Source organism: Streptomyces sp. NPDC048257 (assembly GCF_043201855.1).
In the GTDB taxonomy this organism is placed as follows: domain Bacteria; phylum Actinomycetota; class Actinomycetes; order Streptomycetales; family Streptomycetaceae; genus Streptomyces.
The window spans coordinates 120,030-132,226 of the sequence record NZ_JBICZI010000006.1 but is presented as its reverse complement, the minus strand read 5'-3'; the positions used below and the strand labels follow the sequence as shown (position 1 = coordinate 132,226).

General features: G+C 68.6%; 14 protein-coding genes. 9 read left to right on the top strand and 5 right to left on the bottom strand.

All coding sequences use genetic code 11. The annotated features are described in order from the left end of the window. Window positions 1–371: 371 nt before the first annotated feature. The gene (dnaA, locus tag ACGFZK_RS15920) at window positions 372–2,153 is read right to left on the bottom strand and encodes a chromosomal replication initiator protein DnaA (RefSeq protein WP_393849460.1); all 1,782 of its coding nucleotides are present in this window, start codon (window positions 2,151–2,153) and stop codon (window positions 372–374) included. A gap of 359 nt (window positions 2,154–2,512) precedes the next feature. Here dnaA and rpmH point away from each other — a divergent pair, with 359 nt between their 5' ends. The 9 genes from rpmH to ACGFZK_RS15875 all read left to right on the top strand — a co-directional run bounded on the left by rpmH (window position 2,513) and on the right by ACGFZK_RS15875 (window position 8,991). Further along, entirely contained in the window at window positions 2,513–2,650 is a 138-nt protein-coding gene (rpmH, locus tag ACGFZK_RS15915; protein WP_008741645.1) for a 50S ribosomal protein L34, read from the top strand. 21 nt (window positions 2,651–2,671) lie between these two features. Then, complete coding sequence (rnpA, locus tag ACGFZK_RS15910; protein WP_393849459.1) at window positions 2,672–3,046, top strand: ribonuclease P protein component; 375 nt, start codon at window positions 2,672–2,674, stop codon at window positions 3,044–3,046. After that, the gene (gene yidD, locus ACGFZK_RS15905) at window positions 3,043–3,324 is read left to right on the top strand and encodes a membrane protein insertion efficiency factor YidD (RefSeq protein ID WP_075970728.1); all 282 of its coding nucleotides are present in this window, start codon (window positions 3,043–3,045) and stop codon (window positions 3,322–3,324) included. Before rnpA ends, yidD begins: the two co-directional genes overlap by 4 nt. Before the next feature lie 3 nt (window positions 3,325–3,327). After that, entirely contained in the window at window positions 3,328–4,431 is a 1,104-nt protein-coding gene (gene yidC / locus ACGFZK_RS15900) for a membrane protein insertase YidC (RefSeq protein ID WP_393849458.1), read from the top strand. Window positions 4,432–4,446: 15 nt separating this feature from the next. Next, window positions 4,447–4,959, top strand: coding sequence for a protein jag (locus ACGFZK_RS15895; protein ID WP_393849457.1), 513 nt, complete (start codon window positions 4,447–4,449; stop codon window positions 4,957–4,959). A gap of 137 nt (window positions 4,960–5,096) precedes the next feature. After that, on the top strand, window positions 5,097–5,813 hold the full coding sequence (rsmG, locus tag ACGFZK_RS15890) for a 16S rRNA (guanine(527)-N(7))-methyltransferase RsmG (protein WP_030008407.1): 717 nt from the start codon (window positions 5,097–5,099) through the stop codon (window positions 5,811–5,813). Between the two features lie 276 nt (window positions 5,814–6,089). Next, complete coding sequence (locus tag ACGFZK_RS15885) at window positions 6,090–7,178, top strand: ParA family protein (RefSeq protein WP_393849456.1); 1,089 nt, start codon at window positions 6,090–6,092, stop codon at window positions 7,176–7,178. Then, on the top strand, window positions 7,175–8,269 hold the full coding sequence (locus tag ACGFZK_RS15880) for a ParB/RepB/Spo0J family partition protein (protein ID WP_393849455.1): 1,095 nt from the start codon (window positions 7,175–7,177) through the stop codon (window positions 8,267–8,269). The genes ACGFZK_RS15885 and ACGFZK_RS15880 overlap by 4 nt, the downstream gene beginning before the upstream one ends. Before the next feature lie 104 nt (window positions 8,270–8,373). Next, window positions 8,374–8,991 (top strand): GNAT family N-acetyltransferase, encoded by a 618-nt coding sequence (locus ACGFZK_RS15875; RefSeq protein ID WP_393849454.1) that lies wholly within the window; start codon window positions 8,374–8,376, stop codon window positions 8,989–8,991. Window positions 8,992–9,059: 68 nt separating this feature from the next. Here the strand turns inward: ACGFZK_RS15875 and trxA are convergent, their stop codons facing one another. From trxA to sigM, 4 genes are all read right to left on the bottom strand, one after another. Further along, window positions 9,060–9,401 (bottom strand): thioredoxin, encoded by a 342-nt coding sequence (trxA, locus tag ACGFZK_RS15870; RefSeq protein WP_030025741.1) that lies wholly within the window; start codon window positions 9,399–9,401, stop codon window positions 9,060–9,062. A gap of 60 nt (window positions 9,402–9,461) precedes the next feature. Further along, window positions 9,462–10,421 carry a thioredoxin-disulfide reductase gene (gene trxB / locus ACGFZK_RS15865; protein WP_393849453.1) on the bottom strand — a complete coding sequence of 320 codons (960 nt, stop codon included), beginning with the start codon at window positions 10,419–10,421 and terminating at the stop codon, window positions 9,462–9,464. Between the two features lie 127 nt (window positions 10,422–10,548). Further along, window positions 10,549–11,481 carry an anti-sigma factor family protein gene (locus ACGFZK_RS15860; RefSeq protein ID WP_393849452.1) on the bottom strand — a complete coding sequence of 311 codons (933 nt, stop codon included), beginning with the start codon at window positions 11,479–11,481 and terminating at the stop codon, window positions 10,549–10,551. After that, window positions 11,478–12,173 (bottom strand): RNA polymerase sigma factor SigM, encoded by a 696-nt coding sequence (gene sigM, locus ACGFZK_RS15855; protein WP_393849451.1) that lies wholly within the window; start codon window positions 12,171–12,173, stop codon window positions 11,478–11,480. Before sigM ends, ACGFZK_RS15860 begins: the two co-directional genes overlap by 4 nt. Between the last annotated feature and the right edge of the window lie 24 nt (window positions 12,174–12,197).

Here is a 12,197-nt window from a genome sequence, read left to right as displayed (position 1 = left end):
CTGACCTGCCCTGATGGAACCTCACCCCGCACGCCTGTGGACAGATTGTGGGCGACGCGGCCCGTCCCCAGGGTGTGGACGGAAGAAAGTCTCCCAATCTGTGGATGAGTTGCTCCGTCGGGGGCGTATTCGAACAGGTCAGGGGCGCACGCACGAAGAAGGGCGCCCCCGTTGTGGACCGGGAGCGCCCTCTGAAAGCGTGTGAAGGAGCCCTGAAAGAGCCCTGATGCGGCTCCCGAGCGGGCTTCGAAGCCGGCTCGCAAGCCCGTCGGAAGCCGGCCGGGAGCCGTCTCGATGCCGTTCTGAAGCCGCGCCGAGGCAGCCTCGAACCGCGCCGAGGCAGCCTCGAACCGGATGCCGGGAGGCCGCGCTCAGGCGTTCTTGATGCGGTTCGTGAGCTCGGTCACCTGGTTGTAGATGGAGCGGCGCTCGGCCATCAGAGCGCGGATCTTGCGGTCCGCGTGCATGACGGTCGTGTGGTCGCGGCCGCCGAACTGCGCCCCGATCTTGGGCAGCGACAGGTCCGTGAGCTCCCGGCAGAGGTACATGGCGATCTGCCGTGCCGTGACCAGGACCCGGCTGCGCGAGGAGCCGCACAGGTCGTCCACGGTCAGGCCGAAGTAGTCGGCGGTGGCCGCCATGATGTCGGAGGCGGTGATCTCGGGTGCGCTGTCCTCGCCGCCCGGGATCAGGTTCTTCAGGACGTCCTCGGTGAGGCCCAGGTCGACCGGCTGGCGGTTGAGGCTCGCGAAGGCCGTGACCCGGATCAGCGCCCCCTCCAGCTCGCGGATGTTGCGCGAGATGCGGGAGGCGATGAACTCCAGTACCTCCGGCGGGGCGTTGAGCTGCTCCTGGACCGCCTTCTTGCGCAGGATCGCGATACGGGTTTCCAGCTCGGGCGGCTGGACGTCGGTGATCAGGCCCCACTCGAAGCGGTTGCGGAGCCGGTCCTCCAGGGTGACCAGCTGCTTGGGCGGCCGGTCGGAGGACAGCACGATCTGCTTGTTGGCGTTGTGGAGCGTGTTGAAGGTGTGGAAGAACTCCTCCTGCGTCGACTCCTTGCTCGCGAGGAACTGGATGTCGTCGACGAGCAGGATGTCCATCTCGCGGTAGCGCTTGCGGAACGCGTCGCCCTTGCCGTCGCGGATGGAGTTGATGAACTCGTTGGTGAACTCCTCGGAGCTCACGTACCGCACCCGGGTGCCGGGATAGAGGCTCCGCGCGTAGTGCCCGATGGCGTGCAGCAGGTGCGTCTTGCCGAGGCCCGACTCCCCATAGACGAAGAGGGGGTTGTAGGCCTTCGCGGGCGCCTCGGCGACGGCCACCGCGGCGGCGTGCGCGAAGCGGTTGGAGGCGCCGATGACGAACGTGTCGAAGAGGTACTTGGGGTTCAGCCGGGCGGTCGGCTCCAGCGGACCCGTGGTGGACCCGCCGGACGGGCCGCCCGGCGCCGCCGGCCGGCCGGGTGCCTGGCGGGGTGCGGGCTGCTCGTACTGCTGGGACTCGTACTTCTGCTGCTCGTACTGATGGGACTGGTGCGACTGCTGCGGCTCGTACGGGGACTGCTCGTACTTCTGCTGCTCGTAGGAGCCCTGGTCGTAGCCGGAGGGCTCGGGCTGCTGGAGGTAGCCCGGCTGCGGAGAGGCGTACGGGTCGCGCTCGGGGAAACCGCCGAGGCGCGGCTGCTGCCAGCCGTAGTCGTCCTGCTGGCCGCCGCGGGGCCAGGCGCCGGGCTCCGGGCGCTGCTGCTGGTAGTCCGGGTAGGCGGGGCGGGCGGTGGGGGGCTGGTCGTCGCCGGGGCCGCCGCCGGAGCGCTGGCCGCCGTACGGCTCGTACCCGCCCTGCTGCTGGGCGGACGGGGCGGGGGGTGCGGGCTCGCCGGCGGAGTCGTCCACGGTGATGGCGATCCGGATGGGACGGCCGCACTCCCGGCTCAGCGCGTCACTGATCAGCGGGGCGAGGCGGCCCTCGAGGACGCGCTTGCCCCATTCATTGGGGACGGCCAGCAGTGCGGTGTCGGCGACGAGTGCCAGGGGCTGACACCGCTCGACCCACTGCTTGTCCTTGGGTTCGATCCCCGGCTGTCCCTCCCCGAGGAGCTTGTCGAGCACCCTTGGCCACACTGCGGCAAGATCGGCAGGTACGTCAGCCACAGAGCACGCTCTCTCACAGGCGTCCCACGAATGTGTGGTTCTTTGGGACGGTCGGGACAAAAAATCCGGGGTCAGACAACGGTAGTCAGGCCAGCGGGTACGGTTCAAGTCGTTGTCCACAGCCTGTGCACAGTGTGGGGCCACGTCGGCTCGGTTTGACCGGATGGCGTAGCCGCGCGTACCGTAACGAGGTCGAGTTGTCGATGGCTGCTGCCGCCTGCCTACCGATGGGCGAAGGTCACTGATAGTGATCATTTAGCGGTGCCACTCGGGCGAACACGCGAGATTTTTCCTTCGTGGGCGCACGGTGACAGCCAGGCGATGTCCCGCCACAACGATTCATTCTCTGGAGCCCCCGAGTGAGCAAGCGCACCTTCCAGCCGAACAACCGCCGTCGTGCCAAGACCCACGGCTTCCGCCTGCGGATGCGTACCCGTGCCGGTCGCGCGATCCTCGCGAACCGTCGTGGCAAGGGCCGCGCCGCCCTTTCCGCGTAACAACACGCAGGTCGTGACGTCGTGCTGTCTCCCGAGAATCGGCTGAGGCGGCGCGAGGACTTCGCGAGCGCGGTACGCCGAGGTCGTCGGGCTGGTCGCCCGCTCCTCGTCGTCCACCTACGTACAAGCGGTGCAACGGACCCGCACGAGCCGGGGGAGATTGATCCCTCGACGCGTGCGGGTTTCGTCGTCAGCAAGGCTGTCGGCAACGCCGTCATACGTAACCGGGTCAAGCGCCGTCTGCGTCATCTGGTCCGCGAGCGGCTGTCCCAGCTGCCCGCCGGTAGCCTGGTGGTGGTACGAGCGTTGCCCGGAGCGGGCGATGCCGACCCCGACGCGCTGGCCCGGGACCTGGATGCCGCTCTGGTGCGGCTCCTGGGAGGCGTGGCTCGATGAAGTACCCGCTGCTCGCTTTGATCAAGCTGTACCAGTGGACGATCAGTCCGCTGCTCGGGCCGGTGTGCCGCTACTACCCGTCGTGTTCGCACTACGGGTACACGGCCATCGACCGGCATGGTGCGGTGAAGGGGACGGTTCTGACCGCCTGGCGGATCCTGCGGTGCAATCCGTGGTCCCCGGGTGGTGTCGACCACGTCCCACCCCGTAAACGCCCGCGTTGGCACGAGCAGCTGCGCAGTGCGTTGCGTAGATCTCGCAATGCTCAAGGAGCCTGATTAGTGGACACGATTGCCGGTCTGTTCAGCTTTATCACCACACCCGTTTCCTGGATCATCGTCCAGTTCCACTCGTTGTACGGGGCGATCTTCGGGGCGGACAGTGGGTGGGCCTGGGGCCTGTCCATCGTGTCCCTGGTGGTCCTGATCCGTATCTGCCTGATCCCGCTCTTCGTGAAGCAGATCAAGGCGACGCGTGGCATGCAGGCGCTCCAGCCGAAGATGAAGGCGATCCAGGAGCGCTACAAGAACGACAAGCAGCGTCAGTCCGAAGAGATGATGAAGCTGTACAAGGAGACGGGTACCAACCCGCTCTCCTCGTGCCTTCCCATCCTGGCGCAGTCCCCGTTCTTCTTCGCGCTCTACAGCGTGCTGTCGGCCATCGCCAGCGGCAAAGAGATCGGCTACATCGACGGTCCGCTGCTGGCGAGCGCCCGTCAGGCACACATCTTCGGCGCTCCGCTGGCCGCCAAGTTCACGGACAGCGCCGAGAAGGTCGCGAGCCTGAACGCCTCGATCACCGATGTGCGTGTCGTCACCGCCATCATGATCATCCTGATGTCGCTGTCGCAGTTCTACACCCAGCGTCAGCTGATGCAGAAGAACGTCGACCTCTCGGTCAAGACGCCGTTCATGCAGCAGCAGAAGATGCTGATGTACATCTTCCCCGTGATCTTCGCCGTCATGGGTATCAACTTCCCCGTCGGTGTCCTCGTCTACTGGCTGACCACGAACGTGTGGACCATGGGCCAGCAGATGTACGTGATCAACCAGAACCCGACGCCGGGCAGCAAGGCGCAGGACCAGTACCTGACCCGCCTGCTGAAGCACGTCAACTCGCACGGTGACGTGAAGGGCCGGAGCAAGAAGAAGATCGTCGCGGCGATCGTGGCCAAGGGCCCGGACCGCAACGACAACGAGCGCAAGTTCATCACGGCCCTCAGCAAGCAGGGCATGGCCGCCCAGCCCGACGGCTCCGTGATCAAGAGTTCCGAGGCCACGGCAGACTCGGATGCGGCGAGCGGCGGTACCGCGAAGCGGCAGCAGCCGAAGCGCCAGTCGAAGTCGCAGCGTCAGACGCCCAGCAAGCCCTCTCCCAAGAAGTAAGAAGGAGTCCCTCCCGTGACGGAAGGCACCACCACCGCCGCCGCTGAGAGTGGCGACACCCTGACCCGCCTCGAGCAGGAGGGCGAGATCGCGGCCGATTACCTCGAGGGTCTGCTGGACATCGCCGACCTGGACGGCGACATCGACATGGACGTCGAGGCCGACCGGGCCGCGGTGTCGATCGTCGGCGACTCATCCGGCCGCGATCTGCAGAAGCTCGTGGGCCGCGACGGTGAGGTTCTGGAGGCTCTGCAGGAGCTGACCCGCCTCGCCGTGCACCGGGAGACCGGGGACCGCAGCCGGCTGATGCTGGACATCGCCGGGTTCCGCGCGAAGAAGCGCGAGGAACTGGCGGCGCTGGGCGCCCAGGCCGCGGCGGACGTGAAGGCGTCGGGCGAGCCCCTGAAGCTGGCCCCGATGACCCCGTTCGAGCGGAAGGTCGTCCACGACGCCGTGGCGGCCGCCGGTCTGAAGAGCGAGTCCGAGGGCGAGGAGCCGCAGCGCTTCGTCGTTGTGCTCCCGGCCTGATCGCCGGCGCGAGTTGTTCGGCCCCGTCTGTGTCGCAGGCGGGGCCGATGTTTGTCAGCCTGGCCTGGCAAGTGAACGACGCTTCACCACGAAGACGTGGTTTTTTCAGAACCATGCGGTACGGAAGGACGGTCCCCGTGACGGAGGCAGCTGAGCTTCCCCCGGCGCCTGAAGAGGCGCGCGCGGTGTTCGGTGAGTTTTTCCCGGAAGCTGTGCGGTACGCGGAGTTGCTGGCGGACGCGGGAGTCAAGCGTGGCCTGATCGGGCCGCGCGAGGTGCCGCGCCTGTGGGAGCGGCACCTGCTGAACTGCGCTGTGCTGTCGGAGGTGGTGCCCCAGGGCGTCACCGTGTGCGACGTGGGCTCGGGCGCGGGTCTGCCGGGTATCCCGCTTGCCCTGGTGCGACGTGATCTGAAGATCACGCTGCTCGAGCCGCTGCTGCGCCGGACCACCTTCCTCCAGGAGGCCGTGGAGCTGTTGGGCCTGGACCACGTCACGGTGGTGCGCGGACGGGCTGAGGAGGTTCTGGGCAAGCTGCAGCCGGTGCACGTGGTGACGGCGCGGGCGGTGGCCCCGCTGGACCGGTTGGCCGGCTGGGGTGTGCCCCTGCTGCGCCCGTACGGCGAGATGCTGGCACTGAAGGGCGACACCGCGGACGAGGAGCTGGTGTCGGCGAAGACGGCGCTGGCGAAGCTGGGTGTGGTGAAGACCTCGGTGCTGCACGTGGGCGAGGGTCTGGTGGATCCGCTGTCGACGGTGGTGCGGGTCGAGGTCGGAGAGAGCCCCGGTGGGGTGAGGTTCGCAGCCAAGCGGGCTAAGGCGGCCCGAGTGGGGCGCACCCGCCGGCGCCGATGACGGTCGGCTGATTTCTTCAGTACCTGGGGCCCACGCGGAGATTTCATCCGTGTTGGGCCCTATAGGTATGGATTTCGGAGTGTCGTAGCGGCCTGAAGACTCCGTCCGGGCATCGTGTTTCACGTGAAACGTCGCTCTCTGCTGCACGGAATCATCAGCCGCGGTCGTGCGGCCGCGTCCCCCCTCCACCGCAAGGACGCAAGGGGGACGGAGTTGTCCACATCGGTGGATTCATCCACAGGAGTACGGGCCCCGCTGGTTCGCGACCCCGGTGACATGGCAGGCTCTGTTCATCGCGAGCCTGATGTCGAGGAGAGTGACACCGTGCGGTCCGACGCCAACCTCGCGGGGCCGATGGCCGATCCGGTCCCCGGTCCCCGCTCTGAATCGGCGGGAGACGATGTTTCACGTGAAACATCGCCTCCGCCCCTTGTAGACAACGACACCCCCATCGGCCGAGCTGCCCAGCAGGCGGTCGAGGCGCTGGGACGCGCCGGTGAGAGGCTGCCCCGGCCGAACCAGACCCGAGTCATCGTGGTCGCCAACCAGAAGGGCGGTGTGGGGAAGACCACGACGACCGTGAACCTGGCGGCCTCGCTGGCCCTGCACGGTGCACGGGTTCTGGTGGTCGACCTCGACCCGCAGGGCAATGCGTCCACAGCACTGGGGATCGACCACCACGCCGACGTGCCGTCCATCTACGACGTGCTCGTGGACAGCCGGCCCCTGCTGGAGGTCGTCCAGCCGGTGGTGGACGTGGAGGGGCTCTTCTGTGCCCCGGCCACGATCGACCTCGCGGGTGCGGAGATCGAGCTGGTGTCCCTCGTGGCGCGCGAGAGCCGTCTTCAGCGGGCGATCCAGGCGTACGAGCAGCCTCTCGACTACATCCTGATCGACTGCCCGCCCTCCCTCGGCCTGCTGACGGTGAACGCGCTGGTGGCCGGTGCGGAGGTGCTGATCCCGATCCAGTGCGAGTACTACGCGCTGGAGGGACTGGGCCAGCTGCTCCGCAATGTCGATCTGGTGCGGGCCCACCTCAACCCGACGCTCCATGTGTCGACCATCTTGCTAACGATGTACGACGGCAGGACCCGGCTGGCCTCGCAGGTGGCGGAGGAGGTGCGCAGCCACTTCGGCAAGGAGGTGCTGCGGACGAGCATCCCCCGGTCGGTGCGTATTTCCGAGGCACCGAGCTATGGGCAGACGGTGCTCACGTACGACCCGGGTTCCAGTGGTTCCCTCTCCTATCTGGAGGCAGCGCGAGAGATCGCCTATCGGGGGGTCGGAATGCAGTACGAGGCTCGGCACGCCCATCTGGGGCCGGGCATGAACAGCACGCAGAATGTGGCGGAGGGGATCCAGTGAGTGAGCGACGTAGAGGCCTGGGGCGGGGGCTCGGTGCGCTGATCCCCGCGGCTCCGCAGGAGAAGACGCCGCCGGTGATCAGCGCCGGGTCGACGTCTCCGTCGGCGGTGCCGACATTGGCTTCGGAGCGGGGGATCGCGGCCGCGAAGCTCGCTTCGCTCGTGCAGGCCGATGTTTCACGTGAAACATCGCTGGCGGTCGTCCCGGTGGCGGAGCCTGAAGCCGCGGCCGAGCCCGAGGCCAATGTGGTGGCGGGGGCGACGTTCGCGGAGCTCCCGATGGACGCGATCACGCCGAACCCGCGCCAGCCGCGCGACGTGTTCGACGAGGACGCGCTCGCCGAGCTCGTGACCTCCATCCAGGAGGTGGGCCTGCTCCAGCCGGTGGTGGTGCGGCAGTCGGCCCCCGGCCGCTATGAGCTGATCATGGGTGAGCGGCGCTGGCGTGCCTGCCGGGAGGCCGGGCTGGAGGCCATTCCGGCGATCATCCGGGCCACGGACGACGAGAAGCTGCTGCTGGACGCCCTGCTGGAGAACCTGCACCGGGCCCAGCTGAACCCGCTGGAAGAGGCCGCGGCCTACGACCAGCTGCTCAAGGACTTCAACTGCACCCACGATCAGCTGGCCGACCGGATCGGGCGGTCGCGCCCCCAGGTGTCGAACACGCTGCGCCTGCTGAAGCTGTCCCCGCCGGTGCAGCGCCGGGTGGCCGCGGGTGTGCTGTCGGCCGGGCACGCGCGGGCGCTGCTCTCGGTGGAGGACTCCGAGGAGCAGGACCGACTGGCCCACCGGATCGTGGCCGAGGGCCTGTCGGTGCGTGCGGTCGAGGAGATCGTGACGCTGATGGCCTCGGAGCCCTCGAGCGCGGTGAAGCCGAAGGGTCCGCGGGCGGGCACCCGGGTGGCTCCGGCGCTCAGTGAGCTGGCGACGCGCCTGTCGGACCGGTTCGAGACGCGCGTGAAGGTGGATCTGGGCCAGAAGAAGGGCAAGATCACCGTTGAGTTCGCCTCGATGGAGGACCTGGAGCGGATTCTGGGCACGCTGGCGCCGGGCGAGGGCCGGGTGCTGGAGCAGGGTCTTTCCGGGGAGTGATCCCCGGGCTGCCGAGGGGGGCGGATCGTATCGGTGCGAACCGGTGCGGTCCGCCCCTTCGCTTTGCTGTCGAAGAACGATGGACCAGTGGATACGATGCGGTCATGGGTCGTCGGCTGGTACCGCTCACGCTGGACAACCTCCAGGACCTGCCCCGTCGTTGCCGGTCCTGTGTGTTCTGGGAGCTGGATCCGGTCAGCGGTGAGGCCGCCGTGAAAGCGGGTACTCCGGCGATGGAGAAAGAGGCCTGGATCTCCGCCGTCCTGCTGGAGTGGGGATCGTGCGGCCGAGTGGTCTACGTGGACGAGGTGCCCGTGGGCTTCGTCCTGTACGCGCCGCCGGCGTACGTGCCGCGGGCCACGGCCTTTCCGAGCAGCCCGGTCTCGCCGGATGCCGTGCAGCTGATCACCGCGTGGATCATGCCGGGGTATCAGGGGCAGGGTCTGGGGAGGGTGATGGTCCAGACGGTGGCGAAGGACCTGCTGCGGCGGAACTTCAAGGCGATCGAGGCCTTCGGGGACGCGCGCTGGGAGGGCCCGGCGTGTCTGCTGCCGGCTGACCATCTGCTCGCGGTGGGCTTCAAGACGGTCCGTCCGCACCCTGTGCATCCACGGCTGCGGCTCGAACTGCGCTCGACGCTGTCCTGGAAGGAAGACGTGGAGCTGGCGCTGGACCGGCTGCTGGGCGCAGCGCGCAAGGAGCCGGCGCTGCGGCCGCTGTGAGAGCGAGACGTGAAACGGGCCGCCCCTGGACGGGGGCGGCCCGTTTCACGTGAAACAACGATCGCCGGTCAGGCGGTCTTGACCTCGACGAAGTCGGAGAGGTCGCGCAGGATTGCGGCCTTCGGCTTCGCACCGACGATGGTCTTGGCGACCTCGCCGCCCTGGTAGACGTTCAGCGTCGGGATGGACATGACGCCGTACTTGGCGGCCGTGGCCGGGTTCTCGTCGATGTTGAGCTTGACGATCTCGATCTGGTCGCCGTACTCGGCGGCGATGGCCTCGAGGGACGGCGCGATCTGGCGGCACGGTCCGCACCAGGCGGCCCAGAAATCCACCAGTACGGGCTTGTCGCTCCTGAGGACCTCGGCATCGAAGTCAGCGTCGGTCACGTTCTTGAGGGTGCCGGCCACAGCGGCCTCCTTCTTCTTTCCTGCGGGGTGTGGGGTGGGGCGGGGTGGGGGTCAGACCGGTCAGACCGCTGCGGTGGCCTTCTCGGCGTCCGCGAGGGCGGCGAGGAAGCGCTCGGCATCGAGGGCGGCGGAGCAGCCGGTGCCCGCTGCGGTGATGGCCTGACGGTACGTGTGGTCCACGACGTCGCCGGCGCCGAACACGCCGGTCACGCTGGTCCGGGTTGAGGGGGCGACGACCTTGAGGTAGCCCTCGTCGTCGAGGTCCAGCTGGTCCTTGAACAGCTCGGTACGCGGGTCGTGGCCGACGGCGATGAAGAGGCCGGTCACGGGAAGCTCGGACGTCTCGCCGGTCTTGGTGTTGCGCAGGGTGAGACCCGACAGCTTCTGCTCGCCGTGGATCTCGGAGACCTCGCTGTCCCAGGCGAACTTGATCTTCGGGTCGGCGAACGCGCGGTCCTGCATGGCCTTCGAGGCGCGCAGGCTGTCACGGCGGTGGACGATCGTGACGGACTTGGCGAACCGGGAGAGGAAGGTGGCCTCCTCGATCGCGGTGTCGCCGCCGCCGACGACGGCGATGTCGTGGTCCTTGAAGAAGAACCCGTCGCAGGTGGCGCACCAGGAGACACCGCGGCCGGAGAGGGCGTCCTCGTTGGGCAGGCCGAGCTTGCGGTGCTGGGAACCGGTGGTGACGATGACGGCCTTCGCACGGTGCACGGTGCCGGCGGTGTCGGTGACGGTCTTGATCTCACCGCTGAGGTCCACGGCCACGACATCGTCCGGGACCAGCTCGGCGCCGAAGCGCTCGGCCTGGCCACGCATGTTGTCCATGAGGTCCGGGCCCATGATGCCGTCCTGGAAGCCCGGGAAGTTTTCCACCTCGGTGGTGTTCATCAGGGCACCACCCGCGGTGACGGCACCTTCGAAGACCAGCGGCTTGAGCGAAGCGCGTGCGGTGTACAGGGCGGCGGTGTAACCGGCCGGCCCGGAGCCGATGATGATCACGTTTCGGACGTCGCTCACGGGTTTCTTCCTCGTTTCTGCGGACTGCGTACTGCCTACCGGGGGCCGGTGCGGACTCTCACCCCACCCAACGGATCCTACGGCGCATGCATTCCCCACCCGCCCACCACGGACCTGAACGCCTCGGCTAGCGGGGATAGGTGCGCGTCAGGAGGACCTTTCCGGGGTCTGTCGAGGCGGTCTGCTCGCACGAGGTGTCGACGAGGTAGGCGTCCACACGCGCGGAGTCGTTGGGGTGCGGCAGGACGAGGAGGTAGACGGCCGTGCCCTGGTAGCTGCCGCGTTCGGCGGCGAGCGGGGTGTCGGGGCGGCCGGTGGCCTCCTGGACGCAGGTGGGGACGGAAGGCGCCGCCCGCTTGTCACCGGGGGCGACACCGGAGGAGGGGCTGGTGTTCTCGAGACCGAGGGTGTTGTTCTGCTCCCCGGGAATGTTCTTGGGGCTCTGGTCGGCCGCGACGAGCTGCCGGACGCTCTCTTGGAGACCCTGAGCGGTGAAGGTGCCGCCGCCGGCGGCACCGACGGACGGCCGCGCGGCGGAGGCCGAAGCGTCGCCGCTGGTGGCGGCGTCGTGGGCGGGAGTGCCCGAGAAGTCGCCGAACAGGAAGAGGCCGAGGGCGCAGGCGGCGGCTCCGGCCAGACCCGTGAGCACGGCGATCCGGCGGCGCGCCCGGCGCCGCCCGGGGCCGGTTGGGCCGGTCGGGTGACCGGCGGGCGATGTTTCACGTGAAACATCGCGGTTCGAAGTGCGGGGCCGGTTGGCCCGTACGGCCTGGACCCGCGGCTGGGTGGAGTCGAGGAGGGCCTCCGCAGCGAGGGCCGCGTCGATGCGGCCGGCGATGTCGGCGGGCATCCGGGCCGGGCCCGGGAGGGTGCCGAGCAGGGAGCGGATCTCCTCCAGGGAGGCGCGGACATCGGCGCACAGGGCGCAGTCGTCGAGGTGACGGCGGACTTCGGTGGTACGGGACGGGGAGAGGAGACCTTCGGTCAGGTCGGAGATCTCCGAGACGTCCGGGTGCCGGATCGCGCCGGTCGTGCCAGTCGTGCCGGTTGTGGGGCTCACGGTCGTCCACCTCCGCCCTTCACAGCGTCTGGGTCTGGATGCCTGGGTTCTGCCGCTGGTGGGACGGGTGGGCCCGGCGTCCGGTTCCTTCCCCGCTCGGTGGCGGTGTTATCCCCGGCATTCGCGCGCAGATGAGTGAGGAGTGGGACGAGTTTCGCCCGGCCGCGTGCGCACCGGCTCTTCACGGTGCCGGTGGGAACGTCGAGGACCCGGGCGGCCTCGGCGACGGGGTATCCCTGCATGTCGACGAGGACCAGCGCGGCTCGCTGATCGGCGGGGAGGGTGCTGAGAGCGGCCAGGAGCTCGCGATGGAGGTCCTCGCGCTCCGCGGGTGCCTCCGCGGACTCGTGGGGCTCCAGGAGACGCTCCAGGCGGTCCGTGTCGTTCAGGGGCGAGGTCCTGCGGGAGGCGGCCTTGCGGGCGCGGTCCAGGCAGGCATTGACGGTGATGCGGTGCAGCCATGTGGTGACGGCGGATTCCCCGCGGAAGGTGTGGGCGGCCCGGTAGGCGGAGACGAGGGCGTCCTGGACGGCGTCCGCGGCCTCCTCCCGGTCGCCGAGCGTCCGCAGCGCCACGGCCCACAGCCGGTCGCGGTGCCGCCGCACGATCTCGCCGAAGGCATCGGGATCACCGGCTACGTGTTGGGCCAGGAGTTCCTGGTCGCTGCGGCCTTCCGTGGTTCCTTCTTGCATCACACCCTGCTTCCTCCCCGGACG